This window comes from Pedobacter immunditicola, assembly GCF_037482985.1.
Taxonomy (GTDB): domain Bacteria; phylum Bacteroidota; class Bacteroidia; order Sphingobacteriales; family Sphingobacteriaceae; genus Pedobacter; species Pedobacter immunditicola.
Genome location: NZ_JBBHKC010000002.1, coordinates 359,425 through 375,007 on the forward strand (window position 1 = coordinate 359,425; position 15,583 = coordinate 375,007).

At 39.9% G+C, this 15,583-nt stretch carries 18 protein-coding genes; 12 read left to right on the top strand and 6 right to left on the bottom strand.

What is annotated here, in order from left to right; translation table 11 throughout:
- Positions 1-8 precede the first annotated feature (8 nt).
- The 4 genes from plsX to pdxA all read right to left on the bottom strand — a co-directional run bounded on the left by plsX (position 9) and on the right by pdxA (position 2,953).
- Positions 9-947 carry a phosphate acyltransferase PlsX gene (gene plsX, locus WG905_RS04070; protein ID WP_339590429.1) on the bottom strand — a complete coding sequence of 313 codons (939 nt, stop codon included), beginning with the start codon at positions 945-947 and terminating at the stop codon, positions 9-11.
- Between the two features lie 104 nt (positions 948-1,051).
- Entirely contained in the window at positions 1,052-1,243 is a 192-nt protein-coding gene (gene rpmF, locus WG905_RS04075) for a 50S ribosomal protein L32 (protein WP_108555155.1), read from the bottom strand.
- Between the two features lie 18 nt (positions 1,244-1,261).
- The gene (locus WG905_RS04080; RefSeq protein WP_339590430.1) at positions 1,262-1,795 is read right to left on the bottom strand and encodes a YceD family protein; all 534 of its coding nucleotides are present in this window, start codon (positions 1,793-1,795) and stop codon (positions 1,262-1,264) included.
- 78 nt (positions 1,796-1,873) lie between these two features.
- Entirely contained in the window at positions 1,874-2,953 is a 1,080-nt protein-coding gene (pdxA, locus tag WG905_RS04085; protein ID WP_339590431.1) for a 4-hydroxythreonine-4-phosphate dehydrogenase PdxA, read from the bottom strand.
- A gap of 98 nt (positions 2,954-3,051) precedes the next feature.
- Here pdxA and rsmA point away from each other — a divergent pair, with 98 nt between their 5' ends.
- From rsmA to WG905_RS04105, 4 genes are all read left to right on the top strand, one after another.
- Positions 3,052-3,849 (top strand): 16S rRNA (adenine(1518)-N(6)/adenine(1519)-N(6))-dimethyltransferase RsmA, encoded by a 798-nt coding sequence (gene rsmA, locus WG905_RS04090; RefSeq protein WP_339590432.1) that lies wholly within the window; start codon positions 3,052-3,054, stop codon positions 3,847-3,849.
- Positions 3,850-3,882: 33 nt separating this feature from the next.
- Positions 3,883-4,809, top strand: coding sequence for a 2-hydroxyacid dehydrogenase (locus WG905_RS04095; protein ID WP_339590433.1), 927 nt, complete (start codon positions 3,883-3,885; stop codon positions 4,807-4,809).
- A gap of 284 nt (positions 4,810-5,093) precedes the next feature.
- Entirely contained in the window at positions 5,094-5,567 is a 474-nt protein-coding gene (gene greA, locus WG905_RS04100) for a transcription elongation factor GreA (protein ID WP_339590434.1), read from the top strand.
- Positions 5,568-5,587: 20 nt separating this feature from the next.
- Positions 5,588-5,980: an HIT family protein gene (locus WG905_RS04105; RefSeq protein WP_339590435.1), complete on the top strand. Its 393-nt coding sequence runs from the start codon at positions 5,588-5,590 to the stop codon at positions 5,978-5,980.
- A 100-nt stretch (positions 5,981-6,080) separates the two neighbouring features.
- Here the strand turns inward: WG905_RS04105 and WG905_RS04110 are convergent, their stop codons facing one another.
- Entirely contained in the window at positions 6,081-6,455 is a 375-nt protein-coding gene (locus WG905_RS04110; protein WP_339590436.1) for a carboxypeptidase-like regulatory domain-containing protein, read from the bottom strand.
- Between the two features lie 303 nt (positions 6,456-6,758).
- Here WG905_RS04110 and WG905_RS04115 point away from each other — a divergent pair, with 303 nt between their 5' ends.
- From WG905_RS04115 to WG905_RS04150, 8 genes are all read left to right on the top strand, one after another.
- On the top strand, positions 6,759-7,619 hold the full coding sequence (locus tag WG905_RS04115; RefSeq protein ID WP_339590437.1) for a chromate resistance protein ChrB domain-containing protein: 861 nt from the start codon (positions 6,759-6,761) through the stop codon (positions 7,617-7,619).
- 77 nt (positions 7,620-7,696) lie between these two features.
- Complete coding sequence (locus tag WG905_RS04120) at positions 7,697-8,197, top strand: hypothetical protein (RefSeq protein ID WP_339590438.1); 501 nt, start codon at positions 7,697-7,699, stop codon at positions 8,195-8,197.
- 22 nt (positions 8,198-8,219) lie between these two features.
- Entirely contained in the window at positions 8,220-9,401 is a 1,182-nt protein-coding gene (locus WG905_RS04125) for a chromate transporter (RefSeq protein ID WP_339590439.1), read from the top strand.
- 37 nt (positions 9,402-9,438) lie between these two features.
- Positions 9,439-10,086, top strand: a complete 648-nt coding sequence (locus tag WG905_RS04130; protein WP_339590440.1) for a Crp/Fnr family transcriptional regulator — start codon at positions 9,439-9,441, stop codon at positions 10,084-10,086.
- A 68-nt stretch (positions 10,087-10,154) separates the two neighbouring features.
- Entirely contained in the window at positions 10,155-10,952 is a 798-nt protein-coding gene (locus tag WG905_RS04135) for a sulfite exporter TauE/SafE family protein (RefSeq protein WP_339590441.1), read from the top strand.
- Positions 10,953-11,045: 93 nt separating this feature from the next.
- Positions 11,046-11,603: a YeeE/YedE family protein gene (locus WG905_RS04140; RefSeq protein WP_339590442.1), complete on the top strand. Its 558-nt coding sequence runs from the start codon at positions 11,046-11,048 to the stop codon at positions 11,601-11,603.
- Positions 11,604-11,619: 16 nt separating this feature from the next.
- Positions 11,620-12,033 carry a DUF6691 family protein gene (locus WG905_RS04145; RefSeq protein ID WP_339590443.1) on the top strand — a complete coding sequence of 138 codons (414 nt, stop codon included), beginning with the start codon at positions 11,620-11,622 and terminating at the stop codon, positions 12,031-12,033.
- Between the two features lie 74 nt (positions 12,034-12,107).
- Complete coding sequence (locus WG905_RS04150) at positions 12,108-13,466, top strand: MBL fold metallo-hydrolase (protein WP_339590444.1); 1,359 nt, start codon at positions 12,108-12,110, stop codon at positions 13,464-13,466.
- 43 nt (positions 13,467-13,509) lie between these two features.
- On the opposite strand, the gene WG905_RS04155 is transcribed toward WG905_RS04150, so the two are convergent.
- Positions 13,510-15,528, bottom strand: a complete 2,019-nt coding sequence (locus WG905_RS04155) for a BCCT family transporter (RefSeq protein WP_339590445.1) — start codon at positions 15,526-15,528, stop codon at positions 13,510-13,512.
- Positions 15,529-15,583: the final 55 nt, after the last annotated feature.

Below are 15,583 nucleotides of genomic sequence, written 5' to 3' on the forward strand. Positions count from 1 at the left end.
ATGTGTTTTTATTTAAAAGCGGCTTGTATTTTCTCTACAAGACCAGTCGTAATCATTTCTCTTGCTTGCATGACCATGTTTTTAACCGCCAGCGGGCTGGATATACCATGGCCAATTATTACGGGAGCATTTACACCCAGAACGGGGCTGCCACCATAATTTTCATAATTAAAACGATCGAAGAATTCATCTTTAAAACCTTTTTTAACCGTCAGTATGTAAAACGATTCAGCAAGTTTGAGCATGATATTTCCAGTGAAACCATCACAAACGATGACATCAGCTTTATCATTGAAAAGATCCCTTCCTTCAACATTACCGACGAAATTAATTTGTTTATTAGCTTTCAGAAGGGGAAAGGCTGCCATACTTAAGGCATTACCTTTTTTATCTTCTTCGCCCAGGTTCATCAGGGCCACCTTTGGGTTTTCAATATGCATCACAGTTTCTGTGTACAAACTACCTAAGATACCAAATTGAAGTAAAAAATCAGGTTTACAGTCGGCATTAGCGCCCACGTCAAGCATTATGCCTATACCGCCATTTAATTTAGGAACAATACTGGTGATGCATGGCCTTAAAATATTGGGGCATGTTTTAACACTCAGCACCGCACCAACGAGCATGGCGCCAGAATTACCGGCACTGGCAAAAGCATCAATCTTGCCGTTTTTAAGTAAATCAAATCCAACAGAGATGCTAGAATTCGGTTTTTGAGCGATAGATTTAGTGGGATGGTCGCCCATACCAATTACTTCGTCCGTATGAACGTATTCAAAATGATCAGGGTTGAACCCTTTTTCGCAAAGAAAAGGCTTAATCTGCTGTGTATCTCCTATAAGAACGAGATGTTCTCCAGGCGAAAGAATTTGATGGGCAGCTAATGCTCCCAAAACATTTGCTTTGGGAGCATAGTCTCCACCCATTATATCGAGACCTATTTTCATATAAAAAAATCAGTTTGTGTAGACAGCATAAATGTGCATTTTGTTTTTTGAATGCCTAAGTTAAACTTAAACACCAGCAAAACACAAACTATTTTTCAAGAAAATTACCCTATAGAGGTGTTTTCAATGACTAATTTGCCATTGTAGTACAAGTTACCATCAACATTGTATGCACGGTGAGGTACGTGTATTGCGCCAGTTGTTTGGCAAGTAGCCAGAGAAGGTGCTTCTGCTTTATAGTGGGTTCTTCTTTTGTCTCTTCTACTTTTTGAAACCTTGCGTTTTGGATGTGCCATTACTAATTTGTTTAATTATTATTTTAATTTTTTTAATGCTGCCCACCGTGGGTCTTCATTGTTATTTTCTTCTGTATCTGCTGTGTTCGGGCTTAGGTTTTCCAACCTTGCAATCATTTCCTGGTCGCATTGTTGTCCGTCGCCATTTTCTTCACAGATCTTTATAAAAGGTACCGATACGCTGATGAATTCATAAAGAATTCCGGCAATGTCGATGCTGCTTTCTTTTTTACTCAGGACCATGATCTCCAGATCATCGCTCTGCATTTCTTCTTCGGCAAATTTTACAATTTGTCGCTCCTTAATATTAATGGGAGCATCAAATTCAGCCAAACATTTATCACAATCTAACCTTACGTTACCCAAAATATGGATATGCAAAATTAACATCGTTTCCTGTTTATCCAGTTCAACAGTTGCTTTTAATATGCCTTTCTTAATTAAAGAATACTCAAAAGCATCAAAAAAGCTATTATCCAGGTCAAACTCGAATTCATGTTTGCCAATTTTTAAGCCTGTGAAGGGGATCGAAAATTGTTTTAAAGCTTTCAATTGTAACCAAATTTTAGCCCGCAAATGTATGAATTATTTTAACATATATAAAATCATTTTGACAAAATGTTTATCACGTTAATTTGCATCATCCTTAACATCAGCGGCTGTTTCTACTATTTTTCCGCCGGTTTTCAGTTGGTTGCTCAATAGAAGCCCCTGCTCAGCTCTGTTTTTAACAATATGTGTAGCAGCAAATAAAGCTTCAATGAATGAAGTTGGATCTGCAAGGTTTTTCCCGGCAATGTCGTATCCTGTTCCGTGATCCGGAGAGGTACGTATCACTTTCAGGCCTGCTGTATAATTAACTCCTGTACTAAAAGCAATGGTTTTAAAAGGTACCAGGCCCTGGTCATGGTACATGGCTAGAACGGCGTCAAATTGTTTATACGTGCCGTTGCCAAAGAAACCATCGGCGGAGTAAGGCCCAAAACAGATAATGCCTTTGTCAAATGCCTCATGAATGGCCGGAATAATAATTTCTTCCTCTTCTTTTCCCAACAATCCATTATCGCCAGCATGCGGATTTAAGCCCAGCACGGCAATCTTAGGTTTCTCGATCCAAAAATCTTTCTTAAGGCTGTCGTTGATCATTTTTAACTTGTCAACGATCTTTTCTTTGGTGATGGAGCTGGAAACATCTTTTAATGGAATGTGACCGGTAACTACGCCAATTTTTAGCTCTTCACTAATCAGGAACATTAAAACGTCGGAACTTCCGCTGCGTTGCTGCAGATATTCGGTATGGCCCGGAAATTTAAAAGTTTCAGATTGTATGTTATATTTATTGATGGGTGCTGTAACCAGGGCATCTATTTCCCCGTTTATTAAATCTTCAGTCGCTTTTTCAAGCGATAGCAGTGCATATTTACCACCTATTTCTGTTGAACTTCCCAATTCTATCTTCACATCTTCTTCCCAGCAATTGATAAGGTTAGCCTTTTTCGGATTGGCCAGGCTGGCACTTGCAATGACATTAAAGTTAAAGTCAGTAAGGCCCAATGCTTTTCTATGATAGGAAGCAACTTTGGTGTGTCCATATACAATTGGCGTACAATAATCCAGAATACTATTGTTAGCTAAAGTTTTAAGAATAACTTCTAAACCAATACCATTTACATCCCCAATACTAATCCCTATTTTTACTTTATTGCTCATGCTCAATTGAATTTAGCGCAAAATACAAGATTTTAACAATAATGTTAGTCCGATACTGGTAAAACTTTGCTTATTTTGCATGTATAGATCAGGAAAGCATGAGTTTGGTAAGGGCAAAGAAACATTTAGGACAACATTTTTTAACAGATAAAAACATTGCAGCAAAAATTGTCAATGGATTGATACACACGGATCAATATAAACAAGTGCTTGAAGTAGGCCCGGGGATGGGCATCTTAACTGATATTCTGCTGGAACGGGCAGATCTGGAGACCCATATGATTGATATAGATGTAGAATCTTACCAATTTTTAAAAGGTAAATACCCGGCAGTGGGTGACAGGTTAATTAATGGTGATTTTCTAAAGCTTGACTTATCTGCCATTTTCCCAGGGAAATTTGCCATCATCGGTAACTTCCCTTATAATATTTCCTCACAAATCCTTTTTAAAGTGCTCGAACACCGTAACCAGGTTGTAGAGATGGTAGGGATGTTCCAGAAGGAAGTCGCCGAACGTTGTGCATCAAAATCCGGCACTAAGGAGTATGGGATTTTGAGTGTCCTTATACAAGCCTATTATGATATAGACTACCTGTTTTCGGTTAAACCCGGAACTTTTAATCCGCCACCAAAGGTAAATTCTGGTGTGATCCGGCTGAGCAGAAATAAAACTGTGGAGTTGCCATGTGATGAAAAACTTTTCTGGCGCACGGTAAAAGGAGGGTTCAACCAGCGGAGGAAAACATTAAGGAATGCACTATCCGGCACTATATCTAAAGATAGAATGGATGACCACCCTTTCTTTGATAAAAGGGCAGAACAGCTGAGTGTAGCTGATTTTGTTACCCTGACACAACATCTTACCCATTTGAACAGTATTGCTGAAGCTGAATAAAATTGCAGAAGCTGAATAATTAAAACGTTATTAATGAGGATTTCCAGAATATTAATTGTTGATGACCTGCATCCTGTTTTTAAGGAAATGGCAGCAGACTTAGGCTATGAAGTAGACGACCGCCCGTTGATTACCAGGGAAGAAACCCTGGCTGTGATTGGTGACTACGATGGCATTGCTGTTCGTACCAAATTCAGGATTGACCAGGAGTTGCTTGACGCAGCGGGGCAGTTACAGTTTGTGGCCAGGGCGGGTGCCGGACTGGATAATATTGACGTCAAATATGCTGCATCAAAGGGAATCAGGCTGATCAATGCGCCTGAAGGAAATTGTGATGCAGTTGGCGAACACGCCGTGGGGATGCTCCTTTCCTTAATGAATAACTTCAGAAAGGCAGATACTGAAATCAGGAACGGCATATGGGACCGTGAAGGAAACCGGGGTTACGAATTAAAAGGAAAAACCGTAGGCATTATTGGTTATGGTTTCATGGGACAGAGTTTTGCAAGGAAACTTGCAGGTTTTGAAGTGAATGTAATTGCCTACGATAAATATAAAACAGGTTATTCAGATAATTTTGCACAGGAGGCGAGCATGGAAGAGATTGTCCGCAGGTGTGATGTGCTCAGTTTTCATATTCCATTGACAGCAGAGACACGGCAATTAGTGGACGAAGAGTATCTTTTTCATTTTAAGAAGCCTATTTTCCTCCTTAATACTGCCCGTGGAGAAATATTAAATACAAAGGCGCTTTTGGCTGCTATCAAAGAGCAAAAAATACTAGGGGCAGGTTTAGATGTGCTCGAAGTAGAGAAGTTTCCTGCATTGGCAGAACAGGAATGGTATCCGGAACTGATCGCTTGTAAACAGGTTATCTTAACGCCGCACGTAGGTGGTTGGACCTTTGATTCTTACCGTAAAATATCGGAAGTTTTAGCGCAGAAACTGGAAAATTTATAAGGCCAGCTCATCGATTTTCTACTTTCATTGCATGTAAAGACAAGTTAAGCCAATTGGTGACTTGTTCTTAATTTTGGCGCTAATCAGAACTCAAACATGTTAGTGTAATTCCTGTCAAAATATTTGCTTTTGTAAGAATTCACTATTATCTTCGTTAGAAATGAAGCAAGACTATATCGGCTGATGGCCAGTATGGTCTTGTTTGTATTTTAGAGGATTCGGACTGAGGATCCCTGATAAAAAATAGATGTAAAATAAACAAGTATCATAAAAAATATTGAGTCATGACAGAAGTAACGTATTATACGGAAGAGGGGTTGGAGAAATTAAAGCAGGAGATACATTATTTGAAAACCACCGGAAGGCAGCTCATCTCTAAAGCTATTGCAGAAGCTAGGGATAAAGGTGATCTTTCAGAGAATGCGGAATATGATGCCGCCAAGGAAGCGCAAGGCTTGCATGAGGCGAAAATATCGAAATTGTCTAACACCCTGTCCACAGCAAGGTTAATTGATGAGTCTAAACTGGATACCAGTAAAGTACTGGCTTTATCCATTGTGAAAATAAAGAATGTTAAAAACGGAGCAACCATGAGTTACCAGCTTGTGGCTGAGTCGGAAGCAGACCTAAAATCAGGTAAAATCTCTGTGAAGTCACCGATTGCACAAGGCCTGTTGGGTAAATCTGTAGGTGATAAAACCGAGATTCAGGTTCCTGCAGGAAAAATTGAATTTGAGATCTTAGAAATCACCAGGTAATTAATTCTTAAACAGCATAGATGGCAAGTATATTTTCGAAAATTGTTAGTGGAGAGATCCCAGCACATGTAGTGGCCGAGACGATTGATTTTATGGCCTTTTTAGATGTAAACCCTTTAACGATGGGGCATGTACTTGTCATTCCGAAAAAGGAAATTGATTACCTGTTCGACATGGATGAGGAGAGTTACTTTGGACTAACCTTATTCGCCAAGATTGTGGCCGAAGGTTTAAAGAAGGCTTTCCCTTGCATTAAGGTAGGGATGGCCGTGATTGGCCTGGAAGTTCCCCATGTACACATCCATTTGATTCCGATGAACCATGTGAGTGATATGAATTTTAGTAAAGCAAAACTTAACCCTACGCAGGAAGAGCTGGCAGAAGCCGCCGCCAAAATCAAGGCGCAGCTTTAAAAAGATTTCTTGAAAATAATTGAAGCCTGTATCATTCACCATGATCAGGCTTTTTTAATATCCCAGATAAGGTAATGATATTACGTATTATTGGGCTAATTTATGTTTGCACAACTTCTACAGTCTCTAGATTTTGAGCTGCCTCTTGCATCTCCACGTTGATTCTCACTGCGTCGCCAAAGTTTAACGTGTAGCCACTTCTGGTTTGCTCTCCGAAACCCATATAGCTAACTTTAACTGAGTATGGGCCACCCAAAGGAAGCTCCTTAAAAGTATATCCCCCCTTTGAATCGGTAGCGGTTTTCGTCGTAAAACCTGTTGAGTTGTTTTTAACCTGAACGATTGCACCCGGAATCGTTTTGTTTTGCTGATCGGTTACAATACCGAAAATAGATGCCTGTGTAGTTTGTGCAACAAGGGGGTTCTTCACACAAAAGCACAACAATAACATTGTGAATAATAAATTTCTTACCATAATTAGTTTTTTAGTTTGTTTAAGGTACTAAAATGCTACTGAAAGTGTTAATATAAACTTGATGTTAGATTAATAAATTGTTGTCAATTACGGATTTTTATCTTTGAGTGTTAAAATAAAAATACTGCCGGTTAAATCGGTGTGTCTTGAATCAGAGAGTTAATTATTTAGCCGGCTGTATGGAGATGCCAATGATAGTCGAAATATATTGCCGCTTTTTTTAGCGCTTTTTTGCAGGCATGATTAAATGAATTTTGTATCATTGAATACGACGGATAATGTTAAAATTGAGCAGAAAAGTCTATGAAATGGATCACACGTGAAAAACCAAAAATTGATCGTATAGCTTGCCCCTGGCTTATCAAGAAATTCATTGATCCGGAGGCTATATTTTTGTATGTGCCTTTTGATCAGGTGATCGAAAAATCAACAGCGCTTGATGCTATTCCATTCGATGTGATAGGCGTTGAACTAACCCACCGAAACGGGGAATGTACTTTTGACGTCCTGATTAAAAAATATAATTTAAAGGATCCTGCCCTGGCAGTTATGGCTCCAATTATAAGGGGCGCTGATACGGATCGCCACGATTTAGCCAGCCAGGCTTCTGGATTATGGGCAATAGCTGCGGGTATGGCCTACAACATACAAGATGATTTAAAATTATTAGATGCAGGAATGATCATTTACGATGCGTTATATAGCTGGGCCACGCACCTTCAAAATATTAAACACACAGAAAGCCCGGTTGAACAATTGCTTGTAGAAGTTTATCATAAATACCTAAAAAAGGGGTCTAAACAAAAAATTCCCAGTTGGGCAACAGAACTGAAAACCATTATTCAGGATCAGATAGACACCAACTTGGCTTTAAGCCTTACAGGTATCTCAAATGAACTAAACGTAAATCCTGCCTATGTATCCAGGGAATTTTTCAAGTACTTTGACAATCTATCTTTTGGCGAATATATACGGAAGTTAAGGGTTGAAAAAGCTATAGCCTATATAGAAACCTCTGCATACTCTTTATCAGAAATTGGCTATTTAACCGGCTTCTCAGATCAAAGCCACTTTGCAAGAATATTTAAATTACAGACGGGTCTGACGCCCTCTCAATTTAAAAATAAATATGCCAAAAATAGCAAAAAGAACCCCGAAGGGTAAAATTGGTACCAATAGTTAAAATCATTCTATTTTGTCACTTGAAATTGCCCTAGCCTTGTGCTATGCAAATCAATCTATTGAAGACACTTATAAGCATCTCCTTATTGGGTACATTTACACCTGATGATACGCTTGCACAGCAACCCATTTACCCTAAAATAGCAGGGTATATCGGGATTATTCACCCCATCATTACTTTTAATTCAGCGGGCAGCCACACCAATTTTAAAGATAGCTATATTGTTGGAATGCCCATAGGCATCAATATCTGGAAGAGCTCAAAAATTGGTTTTAGCAGCGAGATTGTACCCTTTATCAAAGCCACAACCAGCGGAAGTAAATTCAATAATGTATTATTTCATCCAGGTGTATTAGTGACCCTTGGCAAGGGATTTACTTTTGCAGGACGGGCGGCATTTGAAACATCCGGCAGGTATGGCTTTACCCCTGTTTTCAATAAAATAGTTAAAAAAAACAGCTCAAGTAGTTATTTTATTGCGATCCCTATGCCAGTTCGGTTTGGCAATGACCTGCCTTCGTCCTATGGTGTAGGATTACAATTTGGACTTGCATTTTAAAAGCTACAAAAAAGTAAAACACATGGAAAACTCAATAATTAAACCTGTCTATTCCCGCATGGAGCTTACCCAGTACTTTTTAAAACTGGGTACCTGGGGATTTGGAGGCCCTGTAGCGCTTGTCGGATATATGCACCGGGATCTTGTAGAAAACAAAGCCTGGCTTACAGAAGAAGAATACAAAGAAGGTTTAGCATTGGCACAGCTAGCTCCCGGTCCATTAGCTGCGCAGCTGGGTATATACGTGGGATTTGTTCATTACGGACTTTTAGGAGCTACTTTAGCAGGGCTTGCTTTTGTGTTGCCATCCTTTGTTATGGTGGTTCTGTTAGGGATTGCCTACAAGGCGTATAGTGGTCTTCCAGGTATGCAGGCGATATTCTACGGCGTGAGCGCTTCAGTAATTGGCATTATCGCTGTTAGTGCCTACAAACTGACGATCAAGTCTGTAAGCCAATTAGATTTTACCTCCCTGAAATCCAATTGGCTTTTGATGGTATTATATTTAGTAGGCGTGGTCATTACCGTCATTACTCAAAGAGAAGATGTTTTGCTCTTTACAGGGTGCGGCTTAATATACATGATGGTGAAAGCACCGCCAGAATGGATTAAACGACCCAGTGCGGCACCTTCAATAATTTTATTAAGCGCTGGATTCTGGTCATATGACGGAAAGACATTGCAAGAGATTGGTTGGTTCTTTCTGAAAGCTGGCGCATTTGTCTTTGGTAGTGGTCTGGCAATTGTTCCTTTCCTACACGGCGGTGTCGTTCAGGAATTTGGTTGGCTGACAGAAAATGAATTCTTAGATTCCGTTGCTGTCGCCATGATTACACCGGGACCTGTGGTCATCACGGTGGGTTTTATTGGTTACCTTGTAGCGGGCTTTCCCGGTGCCTGTGTGGCTGCTTTAGCTACCTTTCTGCCTTGTTATATCTTTACTGTCGCGCTGGCACCGTCTTTAAAAAAAATTGCTAAAAATGTCAGTGTAAAAGCTTTTGTGGATGGTATTACTGCAGTGGTGATTGGTGCACTGGTTGGTGCAGTAATTATTATCGCCACAAGAGCTATAGTTGACATTCCTACGGCTATGATTGCCGTATTATCCATGCTTGCTTTGATTTATATAAAAAAAATTAAAGAGCCTCAACTCATATTGGTATCAGCCATAGCTGGTTTATTGTTAAAAACCTTTTTGGCTTGATAACTGCGTTACTTATTAACACCTTAGCATAAAAAAGATGATGATGAGCCAAAATTTAATCAACCAACACCTGCTTGCATCTTTCCCGCAGTTTGAGCCAGCGTTAATCAATGTTCTTACGGAACACGCCACCTTGAAAGAGTTCAATGCAGGTGATTTCCTGATGAATACCGGCCAGTATATGCGTTTCACAATGCTTGTGGTTGAAGGTTTAGTAAAACTTTACCGTGAAGGTGAAGATGGGAGTGAATTCTTTATGTATTATATTCATTCAGGAGGTGCCTGTGCACTTTCGATGATTTGTTCTACTAAACAGGAAACGAGTGAGATTAAAGCAACTGCCGTAGATAAAACAACAGTTCTGGCAATTCCAACAAGTATGATGGATGATTTAATGAAAAACTATAAGACCTGGTATTATTTTGTTTTGGAAACCTATCGTGCAAGGTTCGAAGAACTGCTGGTTGTTATTGATCATATTTCTTTTAAAGCCATGGATGAAAGACTGGAGTTCTATCTTGAGAAACAGCATAAAGACCTCAATACCAGAAAGCTTACGCTGACACATAGTGAGATTGCAAATGACTTAAACTCTTCAAGAGAGGTGATCTCCCGTCTGCTTAAGAAAATGGAGCAGCAAAAAAAAGTGACTTTACATCGGAGTTACATAGAATATCTTAAATAAACAGCTGTGTGACTTACGTCACTATAATTGAGGAATTAACACTCCATATTTGTGTCGCAATTACATATATGGAAATTCTTGCTTACTTCGCATCAGTACTAATCGGCATCTCACTCGGACTTATTGGTGGTGGTGGTTCTATTCTTACCGTTCCGGTGATGGTCTATTTATTTGGTGTCAACCCAATACTAGCCACATCCTATTCGTTGTTTATTGTAGGCACGACAAGCCTCGTGGGCGCCTATCAAAATTGGAGGGACAATTTAGTTAACATAAAAACAGCTTTATTATTTGGCCTCCCTTCCATCTTAACTGTATTTATCATCCGAAAGTTTTTCATCCCATTCATCCCAGCGCATTTATTCTCCATCTCTGGTTTTGAGGTTACCTCAAACATGCTGACTATGGTACTGTTTGCATTACTCATGGTCGCAGCCTCATTTTCTATGATCAGCGAGAAAAAGGCTAAACAACAAGATCTTCCTCTACGATCAGGAAATATCTTAAAATTGTTGCTTTATGGTGTTGGTATTGGAATTACTACAGGTCTGCTTGGTGCTGGCGGCGGCTTTCTACTTATTCCAACGCTGGTTATTCTATTAGGGTTGCCGATGAAAGAGGCCGTTGGAACCTCATTAATGATTATAGCCTTGAATTCTTTAGTGGGATTTGCCGGAGACCTTGGGCATTACCAAATTGATTGGTCTTTTTTATTTAAGGTGTCCTCTATTGCCATAGCAGGTGTTTTTTTAGGAACATTCTTGAGTACAAAAATCGAGGGAGGGAAACTTAAAAAAGGATTTGGCGGGTTCGTATTTGTCATGGGGGGATATATTATTTTGAAAGAGCTCTTCCTAAAACCTTAAGTGACAGAAGTCACCGTTCTGTGAATGATTATACCGGATCTTTGTCTTTCAGCTAATTTTGAATCTTCTATGCTTAAATTTAAATAAAAAAATATGTTAGAACTACTCAGACAACCCTGGCCATGGTATACATCAGGTGCTGCCATTGCCTTCATCATGATTTTACTCCTTTACTTTGGGAAATCTTTTGGGGTTTCCTCAAATTTAACAACGATTTGTACCATCGCCGGTGCTGGTAAAAGGGTTAAATTCTTTGACTTCAACTGGGAAACACAAAAATGGAACCTGCTATTTATATTCGGTGCAATTCTGGGGGGCGTTATTTCGTCCACACTTTTGAACAACGATCAGCCACTACAGCTTTCAAGTGCTACAATATCAGATCTTAAGGCCATCGGTATTTCATTTGATGGTAATTTAAATCCATCTCAATTGTTTGGCCCAGACGCTATCTTTTCAATAAAAGGTCTTTTGATCCTTCTATTTGGAGGAGTACTTGTTGGATTCGGTTCACGTTATGCAGGCGGCTGTACTTCCGGTCATGCCATCTCTGGCCTAACAAATATGCAACTTCCCTCTCTCATTGCAGTTACTGGTTTCTTTATTGGTGGACTGGCAGCCACCTATTTGATTCTACCATACCTATTTTAACTTTTAAACTTTAGACATGAAATTTATTAAATTTATACTAGCTGGCATTTTGTTCGGCATCATCATGAGCAAGTCGGAAGCGATATCCTGGTATCGAATTCAGGAGATGTTCCGATTTCAATCGTTCCATATGTATGGTTTCATGGGGACTGCTGTCGTACTAGGTTCTTTAGCAGTCTTCCTGATCAAAAAATTCAACATCAATGATTATTCAGGTAAGCCCATCGTTTTTCAGGATAAGGACAAAAGTTTCCCCCGTTATATCATTGGTGGCACAATTTTCGGCCTGGGATGGGCATTAACCGGTGCTTGCCCTGGTCCGATGTTCGTGAATATAGGGCATGGCTACTTCGGAATGCTCATTGTAATATTGGGTGCATTAGTTGGTACATACCTCTATGGGGTAATCAAAAACAAGCTTCCGCATTAATTTGAGGCTGTGTGACTTTGATCACCATTTTAAAAATCTAGTTTTTCGAAATTTACTATTAAACCAAAAAGAATATGAAAATTGAACAATTTGAAGATAAGAATCTTTCACATTACAGCTATGCAATAATAAATGAAAGTAACCACGAAATTGTCTTAATTGACCCCGCACGTGATCCTAAACCTTATTATGATTTAGCTCATGAACATGATGCGAAAATTATCGGGGTTATAGAAACTCACCCGCATGCAGATTTTGTAAGTAGCCATTTGCAGATTCAAAAGCAGCAGGGGGCACAAATCTTCGCAAGTAAACTGATGAACCCTGAGTTTTCATTTACCGCCTTTGATGAAGGTGCTGTGCTCGAATTCGGCGAGGTAAAGCTTAAAGCCATGAATACGCCGGGGCACTCGCCTGACAGCATTTCGGTGGTGTTGGAACATGAGGGTAAGGATAAGGCTGTATTCACAGGTGACACTTTATTTATTGGAGATTGCGGAAGGCCGGATTTAAGAGAGCAAGGCGAAAATTTAGAACTGAAACGTGAGCAGTTAGCAAAAAAGATGTACAGTTCCCTGAGGAATAAATTGATGACGCTAGACAACGAGGTGCTTGTATATCCTGCTCACGGAGCCGGTACGCTATGCGGGAAAGCTTTAAGCAAAGCAAATAGCAGTACAATTGGCGCCGAAAAGTCAAGCAACTGGTCTTTACAGGACATGTCGGAGTCTGAATTTGTGGCAGCCCTTACTGCCGACCAGCCTTTCATTCCGATGTACTTTCCTTATAATGTTGAACTGAACAAAAAGGGTGCTCCTAATTTCAAAGAGAGTGTGACTCATATAGTGATGGGCCAAAAAATTGACAATTCAGAAAAGGCATCACGACTTGATCCGCAGATGACGATCATTGACACCAGGAAGTCTGGCGTATATAAAAAACAGCACTTAAAGAATTCGATCAACATCATGGATGGTGATAAATTCGAAACCTGGTTAGGTGCGTTGGTTTCTCCTGGTGACCTTTTCTATCTGGCGGGGGACAATGATGAAACATTGACTGTTTTAATGGAAAGAATTGCCAAAATTGGATATGAAACCTTTATAAAGGAGGCTTTTGTGCTGGATTTCGGACTGGAAGCATCTGCTGAACTGAACTTTGAAGCATTCAAGGAAAACCCGTTTGTCTATACTATAGTGGATATTCGTAATGAAAGTGAGGCTAAAAACCAACCTGCGTTTAAAGGTTCCATTAATATTCCCTTACCAGAGTTAAATAAACGTTTCAATGAAATTCCGACAGATAAACCAATTGTAGTTCATTGCGCTGGTGGCTATAGAAGTGCAGCTGGAAGCAGTATGTTGGAAAATAGGGTTAATGTTGAAGTGTTTGACTTGAGTGACAATATTAAAGAATTTATAGGCGGCCATTAATTCGGTTGATGTCGAAGATTATGGGAATGTAGACAGGTCATGCTTACTGTGTGTCTTTGAGTGTATTATCAGTAAACATTTCGTTTTTTACCTCTGATGACAATTCAATAAACCGCTCATACTGTTTAAGTGCATCAGCAATAATTTCTCTCTTGCTGAAATATTCAATATTATAGCCCAATCGGTTATCTCCGAAATAGGTTTTGGGGATGTAGGTTTGATTAACATCAATCCCTGGAAGATTGTCTTCATTCACCAAAAAATCTGAAATCAGTTTCGATTGAGTCCTGACACCATATGTAAAATCTTCAATCACCTCGTGTTTGATCGTCAGTTCCACCTCCATTCGTTTTTCATTGATTCGTACTGTAGCGGTTATACCCTTTTTATTAAATTCTTCTGCAAGTTCTTCCAAAGCTGGGCGAACGGATTGCTTCAGAAAATTTTCGACTGCATCGCGGTTTTTATAGGAAAGGATGTGCTGAAGCCGTTCTTTCCAAAACTCGCCCGACCAATTACTTGCTGCAGGCGAGTAACCCCTTTCGTAATAGTTGTAGTCTATTATTAAACCCCGGACGAGGCTGTAACAAAACATACACATGATTATTGAGAAGGGTAAAGCGGTGATAAGCGTTAAGGTTTGCAGCGACTGCAGTCCGCCTGCGTTGAGCAACACAAGTGCCAACAACCCCAACATTACGCCCCAGAACAGCAATTGCCATTTAGGTGATTTAGCAGCGTTGTTAGTGGCTATGTTATTCATCACAAAAATGCCAGAATCGGCAGACGTTACAAAAAACACAAAAATGATAAAGATAGCAAGCGAACTGGTCACCCCTGATGCTGGAAAGTAATCCAGAAATCGAAACAGCAATTCATCCGCATTGTTAGCTATGCTACTCAACACTCCATTGGCAGCATTTCGGTCAACCCAGATTGCACTATTGCCAAAGATGGTCATCCAAATGAAATTAAACATTGTCGGGATAACCAACACGGCGCCGATAAACTCTCGAATGGTCCGACCGCGCGATATTTTTGCAATAAACAAGCCTACATATGGCGCCCATGAAATCCACCATGCCCAGTATAAAATCGTCCATTGGAAAAACCAAGGTTGGCTTGCTGGTTCATACGCATGTGTATTGAAAGTTAGTGTAAAAAAATTAGTTAAATAATAACCGATTCCTTCAGAAAAGGAACCAAGTAAAAAAACCGTTGGTCCAACAGCAAGAATGAACACCATGAAGATCACTGCGGTAACAATATTAAGCTCACTCAGAAACTTAACACCTTTGTTCACCCCTGAAGTCGCCGACAAAATAGAAATTATCATAATCACGCTAACAATAATCACTTGATACCCGAATCCGCTGCCTTTCATTAGACCTAGTTCAACGAGTCCGGCATTAAGTTGCACCACACCGAAACCTAATGTAGTGGTGATACCGAAGAATGTACTGCATAATGCAAACGTATCAATGACATCGCCAGCCGGGCCGTTGATCTTATTCTTTAAGATGGGATAAAAGCAACTACGAAGCGAAAGAGGTAACCTAAATCGATAAGTGAAATAGGCCAGGGACAAACCTACCACGCCATATATGGCCCAGGCATGTATTCCCCAGTGAAAGAAAGTGTAAAGCTGAGCATTCCTTGCCCGTTGAACTTCCTCAATTCCGCTAAAGGTCTGATCTGAAAAATGCGACATAGGCTCTGCAACGCCAAAATACATCAGGCCAACACCCATTCCCGCGGCAAAGAGCATGGATATCCACGAAAAAAATGAGAATTCAGGGTCTGAGTCATTGTCTCCTAAGCGGATCGCCCCATACTTACTGAAAACGAGAAATAAAAGGAAAATTACGAAGATGGTCACCGACCAAATGTACACCCAGTTTAAATTGATAAATATCCATTCCTGTACCAGCCCCAATAATGAAGCAGCCTGACCAGGAAAGAAGCTGGATAGAAACGTAATGGAAAGTATAAAGACCAGACTTGGTATCACAATCCCTTTTTTGAAAGTGGAATGTGTGAATAAGCTTTTTAACCTGCTCATAAGCCAACTGATTAGTTTATCTATTTGCAAAGATACATTTCGGATTTAATATTTT